The organism is Mesorhizobium sp. B2-3-11, assembly GCF_006442215.1.
Lineage (GTDB): Bacteria > Pseudomonadota > Alphaproteobacteria > Rhizobiales > Rhizobiaceae > Mesorhizobium > Mesorhizobium salmacidum.
The window spans coordinates 66562-81192 of record NZ_VFVS01000014.1 but is presented as its reverse complement, the minus strand read 5'-3'; the positions used below and the strand labels follow the sequence as shown (position 1 = coordinate 81192).

15 protein-coding genes are annotated in these 14631 nt (G+C 62.6%); 12 read left to right on the top strand and 3 right to left on the bottom strand.

Annotated elements, in window-relative coordinates; all coding sequences use genetic code 11:
- The first annotated feature begins 22 nt into the window (after positions 1-22).
- From FJ960_RS19395 to FJ960_RS19365, 7 genes are all read left to right on the top strand, one after another.
- Positions 23-796: an enoyl-CoA hydratase gene (locus tag FJ960_RS19395; RefSeq protein WP_140716122.1), complete on the top strand. Its 774-nt coding sequence runs from the start codon at positions 23-25 to the stop codon at positions 794-796.
- Between the two features lie 180 nt (positions 797-976).
- Positions 977-1243 carry a 30S ribosomal protein S20 gene (gene rpsT, locus FJ960_RS19390; RefSeq protein ID WP_027026587.1) on the top strand — a complete coding sequence of 89 codons (267 nt, stop codon included), beginning with the start codon at positions 977-979 and terminating at the stop codon, positions 1241-1243.
- 855 nt (positions 1244-2098) lie between these two features.
- On the top strand, positions 2099-3643 hold the full coding sequence (dnaA, locus tag FJ960_RS19385) for a chromosomal replication initiator protein DnaA (protein WP_027142015.1): 1545 nt from the start codon (positions 2099-2101) through the stop codon (positions 3641-3643).
- A gap of 200 nt (positions 3644-3843) precedes the next feature.
- Positions 3844-4962 (top strand): DNA polymerase III subunit beta, encoded by a 1119-nt coding sequence (dnaN, locus tag FJ960_RS19380; protein ID WP_027142016.1) that lies wholly within the window; start codon positions 3844-3846, stop codon positions 4960-4962.
- Between the two features lie 73 nt (positions 4963-5035).
- Positions 5036-6175, top strand: coding sequence for a DNA replication/repair protein RecF (gene recF / locus FJ960_RS19375; protein ID WP_140716120.1), 1140 nt, complete (start codon positions 5036-5038; stop codon positions 6173-6175).
- Between the two features lie 31 nt (positions 6176-6206).
- A complete protein-coding gene (locus FJ960_RS19370) occupies positions 6207-6959 on the top strand; it encodes a molybdopterin-synthase adenylyltransferase MoeB (RefSeq protein WP_140716118.1) in 753 nt (250 codons plus the stop codon).
- Between the two features lie 2 nt (positions 6960-6961).
- On the top strand, positions 6962-7450 hold the full coding sequence (locus tag FJ960_RS19365; RefSeq protein WP_181174273.1) for a GNAT family N-acetyltransferase: 489 nt from the start codon (positions 6962-6964) through the stop codon (positions 7448-7450).
- 26 nt (positions 7451-7476) lie between these two features.
- Here FJ960_RS19365 and FJ960_RS19360 read toward each other — a convergent pair whose 3' ends face one another.
- A complete protein-coding gene (locus FJ960_RS19360; RefSeq protein WP_027142020.1) occupies positions 7477-8478 on the bottom strand; it encodes a D-glycerate dehydrogenase in 1002 nt (333 codons plus the stop codon).
- A 148-nt stretch (positions 8479-8626) separates the two neighbouring features.
- Between FJ960_RS19360 and FJ960_RS19355 the strand changes: the two genes are divergently transcribed.
- Positions 8627-9187, top strand: coding sequence for an SH3 domain-containing protein (locus FJ960_RS19355; protein ID WP_140716114.1), 561 nt, complete (start codon positions 8627-8629; stop codon positions 9185-9187).
- Here the strand turns inward: FJ960_RS19355 and FJ960_RS19350 are convergent.
- Together FJ960_RS19350 and irrA are read right to left on the bottom strand one after the other, a co-directional pair.
- Positions 9177-9557, bottom strand: a complete 381-nt coding sequence (locus FJ960_RS19350; protein WP_027142022.1) for a DUF4260 family protein — start codon at positions 9555-9557, stop codon at positions 9177-9179. The two genes, FJ960_RS19355 and FJ960_RS19350, sit on opposite strands and share 11 nt — an antisense overlap.
- 83 nt (positions 9558-9640) lie before the next feature.
- Positions 9641-10072 carry an iron response transcriptional regulator IrrA gene (gene irrA, locus FJ960_RS19345; protein ID WP_027142023.1) on the bottom strand — a complete coding sequence of 144 codons (432 nt, stop codon included), beginning with the start codon at positions 10070-10072 and terminating at the stop codon, positions 9641-9643.
- Positions 10073-10314: 242 nt separating this feature from the next.
- Between irrA and fabA the strand changes: the two genes are divergently transcribed.
- The 4 genes from fabA (at position 10315) to FJ960_RS19325 (ending at position 14619) form a co-directional block, all read left to right on the top strand.
- Entirely contained in the window at positions 10315-10833 is a 519-nt protein-coding gene (gene fabA / locus FJ960_RS19340; RefSeq protein ID WP_027142024.1) for a 3-hydroxyacyl-[acyl-carrier-protein] dehydratase FabA, read from the top strand.
- A 49-nt stretch (positions 10834-10882) separates the two neighbouring features.
- The gene (fabB, locus tag FJ960_RS19335; protein ID WP_027142025.1) at positions 10883-12103 is read left to right on the top strand and encodes a beta-ketoacyl-ACP synthase I; all 1221 of its coding nucleotides are present in this window, start codon (positions 10883-10885) and stop codon (positions 12101-12103) included.
- A gap of 33 nt (positions 12104-12136) precedes the next feature.
- Positions 12137-12949 (top strand): enoyl-ACP reductase FabI, encoded by an 813-nt coding sequence (gene fabI, locus FJ960_RS19330; protein ID WP_027142026.1) that lies wholly within the window; start codon positions 12137-12139, stop codon positions 12947-12949.
- 125 nt (positions 12950-13074) lie between these two features.
- The gene (locus tag FJ960_RS19325) at positions 13075-14619 is read left to right on the top strand and encodes a bifunctional diguanylate cyclase/phosphodiesterase (RefSeq protein WP_140716112.1); all 1545 of its coding nucleotides are present in this window, start codon (positions 13075-13077) and stop codon (positions 14617-14619) included.
- The last annotated feature ends 12 nt before the right edge of the window (positions 14620-14631 follow it).

The window sequence follows — 14631 nt, the reverse complement described above, 5'->3', positions numbered from 1 at the left end:
GTCGAGCAAAGGAGGAACAGCCATGGCCTATGAGACGATCATCACCGAGAGGCGCGGTAAGGTCGGACTGATCACGCTGAACCGGCCAAAGGCGCTCAACGCATTGAATTCCCAGATCCTCGCCGAACTCGTCGCAGCCGTGAATGTTTTCTGCGCCGATCCTGGCATCGGCGCCATGGTTGTTACCGGCTCCGACAAGGCCTTTGCCGCGGGTGCCGACATCAAGGAGATGCAGGCAATCTCCTATGCGGATGCCTACAGCCAGGACTTCTTCGTCGGCTGGGAAGAGTTCACGCGGGCGCGAAAGCCGATCATAGCGGCGGTGGCCGGCTATGCGCTCGGTGGCGGGTGCGAACTGGCGATGATGTGCGATTTCATCATTGCCGCCGACACGGCCAAATTCGGCCAGCCGGAGATCACGCTCGGTGTCATTCCCGGCATGGGCGGGTCGCAGCGCCTGACCCGGTTCGTCGGTAAATCGAAAGCGATGGACATGTGCCTGACCGGACGGATGATGGATGCCGCCGAGGCCGAACGTTCGGGCCTTGTGTCGCGGGTCGTTCCGGCCGGCGAGCTGGTCGAGGAGGCCGTCAAGGCGGCGGCCAAAATCGCCGATTTCTCACTGCCGTCGGTGATGATGGCCAAGGAAGCCGTCAACCGGGCTTATGAGACGACGCTTGCCGAAGGATTGCGCTTCGAACGCCGCCTGTTCCATTCGCTTTTCGCGCTCGAAGACCAGAAGGAAGGCATGGCGGCGTTCGCCGAAAAGCGGAAGCCGAATTTCACCAACCGGTAGTGCGTCGGGGGTCAGCGACCGAAACCCGTGGCATCGGCCAAAAAGAACGCCAGGCGGCGTTGACGCGCCGGAAAAGCTGAACTATAAGCCCCACCAACCGAGGCGGCCCCGTGGCTGCCCGTTTGTTTTTTGCGCCCTGCGGCACGCCGCGTGCGCCGACCAGACCAGAAGAGAGGCATCATGGCCAACACATCCTCGGCCAAAAAGGCAACGCGCAAGATCGCCCGCCGCGCGGCGATCAACAAAAACCGCCGCTCGCGCGTCCGCACCTACGTCCGCCAGGTCGAGGAGGCACTCGCCTCGGGCGACAAGGCCGCAGCACAGGCCGCCTTCAAGGCTGCCGAGCCGGAATTGATGCGCGCCGCGACGAAAGGCGTGATCCACAAGAACACGGCGTCCCGCAAGGTATCGCGCCTCGCCCAGCGCCTCAAGGTGCTGTCGGCCTGAGATCGCCTTCTCAGGACGATCTTCTTCGAACCCGGCCGATCACGCCGGGTTTTTTCGTTTGCCGGCAAGTACTTAAAAAGAATAGCCGGAACAACTGCAAATGCAGCGTCCACAGTTTGAAATGGTTTGCCGGCACATTCATGCCCGCTGATGATCGGAACGCTTGAAAAGCGTCGACTTTAAAAACCATGTCCATCAGAAATAACCGATACTTTTCAAATATTTAGCGATGGTCATCCACAGCTTGTCCACAACGCGCCGAAGGGACGGGAGGACAACTGGCTGTCAAGTGAATTATTTCAGAAAATTTCGCGCCGGTCCGGCTTTTTCATATTCGTCGGAAAAGGGTTTGAATCACAATGGCTTTGTTAAAATACAGCACTGCGGCATGGCGCTCCAACCCGCCCGAGGTAACCAGATTCCTTAAAAATCCGTTAGACGTGGCCTTGCCCTATCCACAGCGATTTCGGTAATGTCCGATCTATCGAAGGAGACGGGCCTCTGGCCCTTAACCCAGCCTGACGCGGCCAGCTTAAATTGGCGGGATTTGCGACGCGGATCAAATCCGCGGACGGGTATGGTTTGCTCTTTTTCGATACGGTAGGGGACTGGCGTAACTAGACATGGCAGGTAGGACGGCGCGCCGGCGCTCTTTCGCCGGACGGTGTTGTATTGCCCTGACATACCCAACGCGGGCTGGCTTCCATGAGCCGGCACCGGTTCCCTTGGATGGTGGGCGACGTTCATTGCCGGCGGCGGCAACGGGCATCGTAGCGAAGACACGGTCGCTGGAAAAAGGGTGCAGGAGGCGCATCCCCAGCGAAAAACGGGTACAGAAAGGCAAGGAACTCGATCATGCAGAGCGGCATCGAAAGGGAGCTTACGGGCGACCTCCCATTTCCTGGAACTTTGATCGGAGCAAACGAGATGGCGGTCTCCAGCGACGCGGAACAGAAGTTCGACCGGGTCAAGGCCCAGTTGAAGGCGCGCCTGGGAACCGAAGTCTATTCCAGCTGGTTCGGCCGCATGAAGGTCGCGGAAGCTTCCAAGGGCATTGTCCGCATCTCCGTGCCCACCGCGTTCCTGCGCTCGTGGATCAACGGCCACTATCACGATCTCATTTCCGAGCTGTGGAAGCACGAGGATCCCGAGCTTCTCAAGATCGAGATCATCGTGCGCACCGCGACCCGTCAGGGGCGCAGCCAGCCCGAACCGGAATTGGCGCCGGCGCGCAAGATGACGCGGCAGACGCAGACGGCGCTGGCCGCCGGCACGGTCAGCCCAGGCAGGGTGGAGCGGTCTCCCGTGCCGCGTCCGGGTGTGCCGGTCGAGAGCGAGTTCCGCCACAATGTGCTGGGATCACCGCTTGATCCGCGTTACACGTTCGGCTCCTTCATCGAAGGGCCCTCGAACCGCGTCGCCTTCGCCGCCGCCAAGGCCGTGGCGGAATCTCAGTCGAGCGCGGTGCGCTTCAATCCGCTTTTCCTGCATGCCACCGTCGGGCTCGGCAAGACGCACCTCTTGCAAGCCATCGCCGCGGAATCGCTGAAGCAGAACCCGAAGTCGCGCGTCGTCTATCTCACCGCGGAGTATTTCATGTGGCGCTTCGCCACGGCGATCCGCGACAACAACGCATTGACGCTCAAGGAGCAGCTGCGCGACATCGACCTCCTGATCATCGACGACATGCAGTTCCTGCAGGGCAAGTCGATCCAGCATGAATTCTGCCATCTGATCAACATGCTGCTCGACAGCGCCAAGCAGGTCGTCGTCGCGGCCGACCGGCCACCGTCGGAGCTGGAATCGCTCGAGCCGCGGGTCCGTTCGCGCCTCAATGGCGGCGTCGCGCTCGAAATGTCGGCACCCGATTTCGCCATGCGGCTCGGCATGCTCAAACTGCGCCTAGCCACAGCCAGGATCGACGATGCATCGCTCGACATTTCCGAAGAGATCCTCAACCACGTTGCCCGCACCGTGACCGGTAGCGGACGTGAACTGGAAGGCGCCTTCAACCAGCTCTTGTTTCGCCAGTCGTTCGAGCCGCAGATCACCATCGACCGCATCGACGAGATCCTCGGCCATATCTATCGCACGGGCGAGCCGAAGCGGGTCCGCATCGAGGACATCCAGCGCATCGTCGCGCGCCACTACAACGTCTCGAAGACGGAATTGCTGTCCAACCGGCGCACGCGCACCATCGTCAAGCCGCGGCAGGTCGCCATGTACCTGTCGAAGGTGATGACGCCGCGCTCGCTGCCGGAGATCGGGCGGCGTTTCGGCGGCCGCGACCACACGACGGTGCTGCACGCCGTGCGCAAGATCGAGGACCTGTCCGGCAATGACAACACGCTGGCGCAGGAACTGGAATTGCTGAGAAGGCTGATCAACGACCAGGCCTGACCGGCCCAGAACGGCCGGCTTGCAGGGTTGGCCAGCTTTATCCCCAGAAAGCCCGCGTAACCGGCCCGAACCGGTGGCGCGGGCTTGCGCTCACTGGTTTTTTCCTGTCAGTTTGCGTAGATTCTGAAGCCTGTTCAGACCTTTTGCGGGGCGCCGGTAGCCGGAGACCCGTTCATTCATTCAAGCGAGCCTGTTTCGTCATGCGTGTTATCCTGGAACGGTCAAATCTCCTGAAGTCGCTCAACCACGTCCACCGCGTGGTCGAACGGCGCAACACCATACCGATCCTGTCCAACGTGCTGCTCAGCGCCGAAGGCGCCAGCCTCGAAATGAAGGCCACCGACCTCGACCTGGAGGTGACGGAAGCGACGCCCGCCAAGGTCGAGCGCGGCGGCGCGACGACCGTCCCCGCGCACTTGCTCTATGACATCGTGCGCAAGCTTTCAGACGGCGCCGAGGTGATGCTGAAGACGGATGAGGACGGCAACGCCATGACGGTTACGTCGGGCCGCTCCAGCTTCCGCCTGCAATGTCTGCCGCAATCCGACTTTCCCGAGCTTTCGGCGGGATCCTTCTCGCATATTTTCCGTCTCGATGCGGTGGCGTTGAAGGGCCTGATCGAGAAGACGCAGTTCGCCATCTCCACCGAGGAGACGCGCTACTATCTCAATGGTATCTACCTGCACACGCATGAAGTCGGTGGCAAGCTGAAGCTGCGCTCGGTGGCAACCGACGGCCATCGCCTGGCGCGCGCCGAGATCGACGCCCCGGCGGGTTCGGAGGGCATGCCGGGCATTATCATTCCGCGCAAGACGGTGAGTGAGTTGCAGAAGCTGGTCGATGATCCGGATGTCGCCGTGACCACCGAACTGTCCGACACCAAGATCCGCTTCACCATCGGCAGCGTCGTCCTGACCTCGAAGTTGATCGACGGCACCTTCCCGGACTATCAGCGCGTCATTCCGACCGGCAACGACAAGAAGCTAATCCTCGACCGCCAGAGCTTCGCTGCCGCGGTCGACCGCGTCTCGACCATCTCTTCCGAACGCGGCCGTGCGGTGAAGCTCTCGATCAGCGAAGGCCAGGTGACGCTTGCCGTCAACAATCCGGATTCAGGCAGCGCCACGGAAGAACTGGCTGCAGACTATTCGTCCGACCCGATCGAGATCGGCTTCAACGCGAAATATCTGCTCGATGTCGCCGCGCAGCTGACCGGCACGGAAGCCAAATTCATGCTGGCCGATGCCGGTTCGCCAACACTGATCCACGACATGGCCGACGAGACCGCGCTTTACGTGCTGATGCCGATGCGAGTATAGCCGGCCCGGCGTCGCCTGACGATACGACCGGCGGTGGATATTGGTTGCGGTGACTTCCACAGGCGGATAGCGGTTGCCGGTACAAACCCACATAAGTAAGCTTATGCTTACCAATTTTCGCAACTATGCAAGCCTGGCGATAGATGTTGCTCCTGGCGCCGTGATCTTTTCCGGCGACAATGGTGCCGGCAAGACCAATCTCCTCGAAGCGATCTCCTTTTTGACCCCGGGGCGCGGCTTGCGCCGCGCGCCTTACGCGGATGTGGCACGTGAGGGTGGCGATGGCGGCTTTGCCCTGCATGCCCGGCTCCACGGACCTGACGGCGAGGTCGAGATCGGCACCGGCATTTCCGGAGGCGACACGGCGGAGAGCGGCAGGCGGGTGCGCATAAACGGAGCCGCCGCCCGGGCCGAGGACATGCTGGAGTGGCTGCGGGTCGTGTGGCTGACGCCGGCGATGGATTCGTTGTTCACCGGACCGGCCGCGGATCGCCGGCGCTTTCTCGACCGGCTGGTGCTGGCGATCGATCCCGGACACGGCCAGCGTGCGCTCGACTACGAGAAGGCGATGCGGGGCCGTAACCGTTTGCTGACGGAAGGCTCACGCGATGCCGGCTGGTTCGAGGCGATAGAGACGCAGATGGCGGAGACCGGCGTGGCGATCGCCGCGGCGCGCGCCGAAATGGTGCGGCTGCTGGCCGCCATGATCGGCAGGCTGCCCGACACGGGGCCATTTCCGCAGGCCGATATCGGCCTTTCGGGTGACCTGGAGGCCGGGATTGCCAATGCACCAGCGGTCGATGTCGAGGAGCGGTTCCGACGGGCGCTTGCCGATGGCCGTGACCGTGACCGTGCCGCCGGACGCACCCTCGAGGGCCCGCACCGCTCGGACCTCGTGGTCCGGCACCGGCCCAAGGCCATGCCGGCCGAACTTTGCTCGACCGGCGAACAGAAGGCACTGCTGGTCGGTATCGTGCTGTCGCATGCCCGGCTGACCGGCGAAATGTCCGGCCTGACGCCGATCCTTTTGCTCGACGAGATCGCGGCGCACCTCGATGGCGGTCGCCGCGCGGCACTGTTCTCGATCCTGGAGGAACTGAACTGCCAGGCTTTCATGACGGGAACCGATGCGGCGCTGTTTTCCAGTCTGCATGGCCGCGCGCAGTTCCTGACGGTCGACCACGGCACGATTGGGCCAACCGAAGACCCCTGACAAGGTTTTTCGGCCGCTATATGGTCCTGATATGACCACTGCGCTCACCGCCGACGAGATCGAACGTTATGCCCGCCACATCGTGCTGCCGGAGGTCGGCGGCGCGGGCCAGCAGAAGCTCAAGCAGGCGCGGGTCCTGGTGATCGGCGCCGGCGGGCTCGGTGCGCCGGTGCTTGAATATCTCGCCGCGGCCGGCGTCGGCACGCTCGGCGTGATCGACGACGACACAGTTTCGCTCTCCAACCTGCAACGTCAGGTCATCCATGGCACCGATACGATCGGCATGCTGAAAACCCAGAGCGCCGAGGCGGCGATCGGCCGTATCAATCCCAACATATTAGCCGAAACGCACACATTCCGGCTGACCGCGGAGAACGCACCTGCCCTCGTGGCCAAGTACGATATCGTCGTCGATGGGTCCGACAATTTCGAGACACGTTATGTGGTGGCCGATGCCTGCGCGGCCGAAGGGAAGCCGCTGGTGCATGCAGCCGTCGGACGTTTCGACGGCTCGGTGACCGTGCTGAAGCCTTTCGAAAACGGCAGCGACGGCAAGCCAAACCCGAGCTATCGGGATCTGTTTCCCGAAGCCCCGCCGCCGGGCCTGGTGCCGTCCTGTGCGGAGGCCGGGGTGCTCGGCGCACTGACGGGGGTCATCGGCACGCTGCAGGCGATGGAGGCGATCAAGCTGGTGACCGGCATAGGCGAGCCGCTCATCGGCCGGCTGCTGCTCTATGATGCGCTGGCCGCGCGTTTCGAGACGATCCGCTACAAGAGACGCTGATCTTGGAACAATCCCGTATTTCGATCACGCAGATCCCGGCCGATTTCGGCCGCTGGGGTGATGTGCTTGCCCTCATCATGCGTGCCTTCGCCTTCATGGACGGCATCATCGACCCGCCGTCGTCGGCTCACCTGCTCACAGTCGATGCGCTACGCGCCAAGGCCCTGCGGGAGACGGGCTTTCTGGCACTCGACGGCGACGATAGAATCGTGGGCTGCGTTTTTGCCCTTGAAAGGGCTGACGGTTTTTATATCGGCAAGCTCGCCGTCGCCCCGGACCGCCAAGGGCAAGGCATTGGCCGGCGGCTGATGCAAGCGGCCGAGGATCTGGCCCGCAGCCGCGGCAAGTCCGCCATCCATCTCGAGACGAGGATCGAGCTCACCGCAAATCATGCCGCCTTTGCCCGGCTCGGCTTTCGCGAGACCGAACGGACGGCGCATGAGGGTTATGACAGGCCGACGTCCATCACCATGCGCAAAACGATCTCATAAACGGCGAGCCTACGCCTGGAGGGTTTTCAGGTTCTGAGCGGCAGCACGCGGTCTGGCGGGCGATGGCCATCGACGAAGGCGCGGATATTGATGATGACCTTCTCGCCCATGTCGATACGGCCCTCGAGCGTGGCCGAGCCCATATGCGGCAGAAGCACGACCTTGTTCCTGGCGGCGAGCTTCAAGAGCTTGCCGTTCAGGGCCGGCTCGTGCTCGTAAACGTCGAGGCCGGCGCCGGCGATCTTGCCGTCCTGGATCAGCTTGACCAGCGCTTCTTCGTCGATGATGTCGCCGCGGGCGGTGTTGACGATGTAGGCGGTGGGCTGCAGCAACGCCAGCCGCCGTGCTGACAGAAGATGGAAGGTTGCCGGCGTCGACGGACAATTGACCGAGATGATGTCCATGCGGGCGAGCATCTGGTCGAGACTCTCCCAATAGGTCGCCTCTAGCCCATCTTCGACCGCCGGCAGCACGCGATGCCGGTTGTGATAGTGGATGGACAAGCCGAAAGCCTTGGCCCGCTTGGCAACGGCGGTGCCGATGCGGCCCATGCCGACAATGCCGAGCCGTTTCCCCCAGATGCGCCGGCCAAGCATCCAGGTCGGCGACCAGCCGGCCCATTTCTTGTCGCCGGTAAGCACGCTGGCGCCTTCCGCCAGCCGGCGCGGTACGGCCAGCATCAGCGCCATCGTCATGTCGGCGGTATCTTCGGTGAGCACGTTGGGCGTGTTGGTGACGGTGATGCCCCTCTTGGCCGCCGCCGCCACGTCGATCTTGTCGACGCCATTGCCGAAATTGGCGATCAGCTTGAGGTTGTCGCCGGCCTGGGCGATCAGCGCGGCATCGATCTGGTCGGTCACGGTCGGTACCAGCACGTCGGCTTCCTTGACCGCGGCGACCAGTTCCGGCTGCGTCATCGGCCTGTCCTCGACATTCAGTCTTGCGTCGAACAGTTCGCGCATGCGGGTCTCGACCGGGTCGGGCAGCTTTCGCGTGATGACCACGAGAGGCTTCTTTTTGCCTGGCATTGTTTCCCTCGTTGAGACCTCTTTAACCAAGACCGGCGAAACTGAAAGCTGGTCGCGGTAGCCGATTTACCCATGTAACAAGCGGTGCCGCCGAAGACAAAGAAAAAGGGGTGCCGCAGCCGTCGGGCCGGCGCCGAAAGGAACGAAAGTGTCTGGTTTCGCGTCGCTTCGCCTGGCCCTCAGCGCAGCATTTCTCGGCGCTCTCCTCTATTCTCCGCTTGCCGGCGCGCAGAGCGCGGCCGCCCCAGCCCAGAGCGCCATCACGCTCGGACCGAGCGGGCTGCCGCTGCCGCGATTCGTCAGCCTGAAATCCGGCCGCGTCAACTCGCGCGTCGGCCCCGGCGCCAACTATTCCGTCGACTGGATGTATATGAAGGCTGGCCTGCCGATGGAGATCATCCAGGAGTTCGATACGTGGCGGCGGGTTCGCGACGCCGACGGCTCGGAAGGGTGGATCAACCAGTCGCTGCTTTCGGGCCGGCGCACAGCGATCGTCGCGCCCTGGCAGCGCGGCAAGGGCGGCCAGATCAATCTTCTGAAAGCTCCCGACAAGGATGCCAGGGTGGTGGCGATCGTCGAACCCGGCGTGATGGGCATGATCAAGTCCTGCGACGGCCAGTGGTGCGAAATGACGCTCGACGGCCACACCGGCTGGCTTGCCCAGTCGGTCGTCTGGGGCGCTTATCCGGGCGAGCGGGTCAAGGACTGAACGTCTCGCGTTTGCGCCCGATAGGGCCAAGATGGGTGTCCTGAAATCCTGTCGACAGCTTCAAGCCGTAACCCAGTGCACGGTCGATCGCGATATGGGCGATCCAGATCAGTGCGATGGCGCTGCCGACCGCACTGCCGGCGAGATGCCCAGCAAGCAGCAGAAGCACCGGTACGATCAGGGTGTGCAAGGCATTGTAGGCGATGGCGCCGATGCGCGGGCCACCGAGATAACCCAGCATCGAGAGGTCCGGCGCCAGGATGAGCAACGCTAAGAGCCACCAGGAGACGCCTGTCGCGCCATAGAAGACGACCGCAACCGCCGCCACGACAGCCCATTCGAGCCGGACTATCCAATCGAGGGGCTTCATCCCAGACCGATTATTCGGGCCAGACCGATTATTCGGGCCTGACGGATTGTTCTGGCCCTGGCCCATTATTCCGGCCTCGCCGGTCATTCCGGACGCTTGGGACGCAGCCTCACCACGATATCGACATTGGCGATTTCCATGCCTTCGGGCGGATCCGGCAGGTTGGTGACCGTGACCGGGCCGTTGGCGATGTCGAAAATCCTGTTTTCGCCTTCGATGTAGAAATGGTGGTGGTCGGAGGTATTGGTGTCGAAATAGGTCTTGGAACCCTCGACGGCGAGGATGCGCAGCAGCCCCGCCTGGGTAAACTGGTGAAGCGCGTTGTAGACGGTGGCCAGCGACACCGGCACGCCGGCGGCCTGCGCCTCCTCGTGCAGTTCCTCAGCCGACAGATGGCGGTCGCCCTTGGCGAAAAGCAGGTCGGCCAGCGCAATGCGCTGACGCGTCGGCCTCAGGCCGGCTTCACGTACCCGCTTGTCCACAGCGACATTTTCCTTCCGGCAGCCCCGGTCCATCTGGTCTTCCAAACTCACAGTCCCGCTTCAAGACACGCCCAGAATGGCAAAAAAATGAATGTCTGCCGAAACCGGACCCCTGTTGAGATATATTCTGTCGCCCGAATGCGATCAATAGCGCGCATTGACCCGGGCGGACTGGCGGGTTAAGCGCAAACGCCGGTTTCCGGCCTGAAACAGATTGTGTTAGGACACCAACGACAAGGGCACGCTACCGCCCGGACGATATGGGGACGAAATTGATGGCGGGTTCGAAATCCAGCTACGACTACGAAGAATTGCTGGCCTGCGCCCGCGGCGAGCTGTTCGGAGAGGGCAATGCCCAGCTGCCCTACCCGCCGATGCTGATGTTCGATCGTATCACCGAGGTCAGCGAGACCGGCGGCGCCTTCGATAAGGGTTTCATCCGCGCGGAATTCGATATCAAGCCCGACCTGTGGTTCTTTGCCTGTCATTTCATCGGCAATCCGATCATGCCTGGGTGTCTCGGCCTGGACGCCCTGTGGCAATTGACGGGTTTTTACCTCGGCTGGCTTGGCGAACCCGGCAGGGGAATGGCGCTGTCGACCGGAGAGGTCAAGTTCAAGGGCATGGTCACGCCATCGGTCAAGAAGGTCGAGTATGGCGTGGATTTCAAGCGTGTGATGCGCGGCCGGCTGGTGCTCGGCATCGCTGATGGCTGGATGAAGGCGGATGGCGAGCCCATATATGCGGCGACGGACCTGAAGGTCGGCCTGTCAAAGCAGTCGGCGGTCGCTTGACCGCAGCCCTGGCCCGCCCATTGGCCAGCATCCCTGGAAGGAGTTGCGAATGAGACGTGTCGTAGTCACAGGCCTCGGCATCGTGTCGTCGATCGGCAACAATGCCAACGAGGTGCAGACCTCGCTGCATGATGCCAGATCCGGCATCAGCTTTTCCGATTCCTTTGCCGAGCATGGCTTCCGCTGCCAGGTCTGGGGCGCGCCGACGCTCGACCCTTCCGCCATGATCGACCGCCGCGCGATGCGCTTCCTGAGCCAGGGCGCGGCCTGGAATCACGTCGCCATGGACCAGGCGATCGCGGATGCCGGTCTCGGCGAGAGCGACATCACCAATGAGCGCACCGGCATCGTCATGGGTTCGGGCGGCCCCTCCACCCGCACCATCGTCGAGGCGGCCGAAACCACGCTCAAGAACGGCAGTCCCAAGCGCATCGGTCCCTTCGCGGTGCCGAAGGCGATGTCGTCGACCGCGTCGGCGACGCTGGCCACGTGGTTCAAAATCCATGGCGTCAACTATTCGATCTCCTCGGCCTGCTCGACCTCGGCGCATTGCATCGGCAATGGTTACGAGCTGATCCAGTGGGGCAAGCAGGACATGGTCTTTGCCGGCGGCCACGAGGATCTCGACTGGACGATGTCGGACCTGTTCGACGCCATGGGCGCCATGTCATCGAAGTTCAACGACAGGGCCTCGACCGCATCGCGCGCCTATGACGCCAATCGCGACGGCTTCGTCATTGCCGGCGGCGCCGGCGTGCTGGTGCTGGAAGAGTTGGAACATGCCAAGGCGCGCGGCGCCAAGATCTACGCAGAGATCGTCGGCTATGGCGCGACCTCGGACGGTTTCGACATGGTCGCGCCCTCGGGCGAAGGCGCGGTCCGCTGCATGCGCCAGGCGCTGGCGACGGTTTCCACGCCGGTCGACTACATCAACACCCACGGCACCTCGACGCCGGTCGGGGATTCCAAGGAAATGGGCGCGATCCGTGAAGTGTTCGGCGAGAAGATGCCGTTCATCACGTCGACGAAGTCGCTGACCGGCCATTCGCTGGGCGCGGCAGGCGTGCAGGAATCCATCTATTCGATCCTGATGATGCAAGGCGGCTTCATCGGCGAAAGCGCCCATATCGAGACGCTCGATCCGGAATTCGAGGGCATGCCGATCGTGCGCAAGCGCATCGACAACGCAGGGATCGACACCGTTCTGTCGAATTCCTTCGGTTTCGGCGGCACCAACGCAACGCTCGTTTTCCAGCGCTATTCCGCATAAGGCCAAGTTTTTTTATATAAGGATTTGCCGGCCATGGACGGATTGATGAAGGGCAAGCGTGGGCTTGTCATGGGTGTCGCCAACGATCATTCGATTGCTTGGGGCATCGCCCGGAAATTGTCCGAACATGGGGCGGAACTCGCCTTCACCTATCAGGGCGAGGCTTTCGGCCGCCGCGTCAAGCCGCTCGCCGACAAGCTCGGCGCTTCGCTGGTCGTTCCCTGCGACGTCGAGGACAGCGCTTCGGTCGCCGCCACGTTCGAGACGCTCGGCAAGGCGTGGGGCGGACTGGACTTCGTCGTCCATGCCATCGGCTTTTCAGACAAGAACGAATTGAAAGGCCTCTATGCCGACACCAGCCGGGACAATTTCGTCCGCACCATGGTGATCTCCTGCTATTCCTTCACCGAAGTGGCGCGCAACGCAGCGCCGCTGATGACTGCCGGCGGCTCGATGATCACGCTGACTTATGCCGGCTCGGTCCGCGTCATGCCGAACTACAATGTCATGGGGGTCGCCAAGGCTGGGCTCGAGGCCAGCGTGCGCTACCTCGCCAACGACTACGGCCCACGCGGCATCCGGGTCAACGGCATCTCGGCCGGTCCGGTGCGCACACTGGCCGGCGCCGGCATTTCTGACGCGCGCCACATGTTCTCCTACCAGCAGCGCAACTCGCCGTTGCGCCGGACGGTGACGATCGACGAGGTCGGCGGCTCCTCGCTCTATCTCCTGTCCGACCTTGCTTCCGGTGTCACCGGCGAGATCCACTATGTCGATTCCGGCTATCATATCGTCTCGATGCCGACACTCGATGAGTTGAAGCAGACGGATGGCGGGCGTGACTGAAGCGTCCCCAAGTGGGGTCCTTTGCCAGTAAAGAAAATAATCCTCTCCAGTAAAATTGGATTCATTCGCGGAAACTCATTTTAAGGGGATTTCCGCTATAGAGCTCCCCATCTGGGGACCTTCTCATGCCTGGCATCAGCAACCCGAAGCGAACACCCGTGTTCCGACTGCTCACGATAGCAAGTTCGGGCATTGGCAGTTTCGTCCTCGGCATCTGGGGCCTGAAGCACGGCCTCGGCGACGGGTTTGCCGGCATATCGGCTGATATGATGGTCTCGGTGATGGCCGCGCTTTGCGCGCTGGCGGCATCGGTGGCGGCAATGTCCTTCTTCGCCGGCATCGATGAATCGGCCGATTTCGTCTTCAACGAAACCCATTTCGACAAGCTGACCGGACTGCTGGCGCGCTCGGCCATGGTCGGCAAGATCGCCGAGGCGGCATGCGCGACAAGCCGCACCGGGGAACCGGTGTTCCTGATCGACATCGACATTGACCGGTTCAAGCAGATCAACGACGCTATCGGCTACACCCAGGGCGATGAACTGATCCGCGCCTTCACCAGGCGGCTGCACGACTGCGTGCCCGCGCGCGCCCTGATCGGCCGCATCGGGGCCGGCGAGTTCGCGGTGCTGCTCCCGGACCATCTGATCCGGGGAACCCTGGAAAGCATGGTCGAGAGGCTCATCGACGAGATGATGGAGCCGTATGAACTCGGCAGCCACCAGCAATCGGTGAGCCTGTCGGTCGGCATCGTGGCGATGCCCAAGGACGGTATCGATCCGGTCCTTATCCTGCGGCGCTCCAACCTGGCGCTGCAGAATGCGCGTGCCAGAGGGGTTGGCAACTGGTCGGTCTTCGACAGCGAGATGGGACGCGTGGCCGACCATCGCCAATGGGTCGAATCCGAGCTGCATAGCGCCTTTGAACGCGGCGATTTCGACCTGCACTATCAGCCGCAGCTCGACCTCCCGACCGGCCGCATCGTCGGCTACGAGGCATTGATCCGCTGGAAGCATCCCGAACGCGGCATGATCCCGCCGATGGAGTTCATCCAGATCGCCGAGGAGACCGGCATGATCAACCCGATCGGCGAATGGGTTCTGCGCAAGGCCTGCAGCGATGCCCGCCATCTGCCTGACGACTGTTTCGTCGCCGTCAACATCTCGCCGGTCCAGTTCATGACCAAGGACTTCGTCGGCATTGTGCGCGACACGATGCGGGCCACCGGCATCAAGCCGTCACGGCTGGAACTGGAAGTCACCGAGACGGCGATGATGCAGGACCGCGACCGCGCGGCCATCATCTTGAAAGAACTTGCCGAGATGGGAATCTCGGTCGCCGTCGATGATTTCGGCACCGGCTATTCCAATCTCAGCTATCTGATCGACTTCTCGTTCGGCAAGCTGAAGATCGACCGTTCCTTCGTCAACCGCATCGATACCGATGCCAGCTCCGGCGCGGTCGTGTCGACCATTGTCGGGCTGTCGCGGGCGCTCGGCGTCAGCATCATCGCCGAAGGCGTCGAGACCGAAAGCCAGGCGACGCTGCTGCGGGCCGCCGGCTGCGAGGTGGTGCAAGGCTACCTGTTCGGCCGGCCAGCACCGCTCAAGATCAGCGTTGGCGACGGGCATGTCGCCGACGACATGAGGCGCGTCGCCAACCTGCATTGATAACCCCCCGCT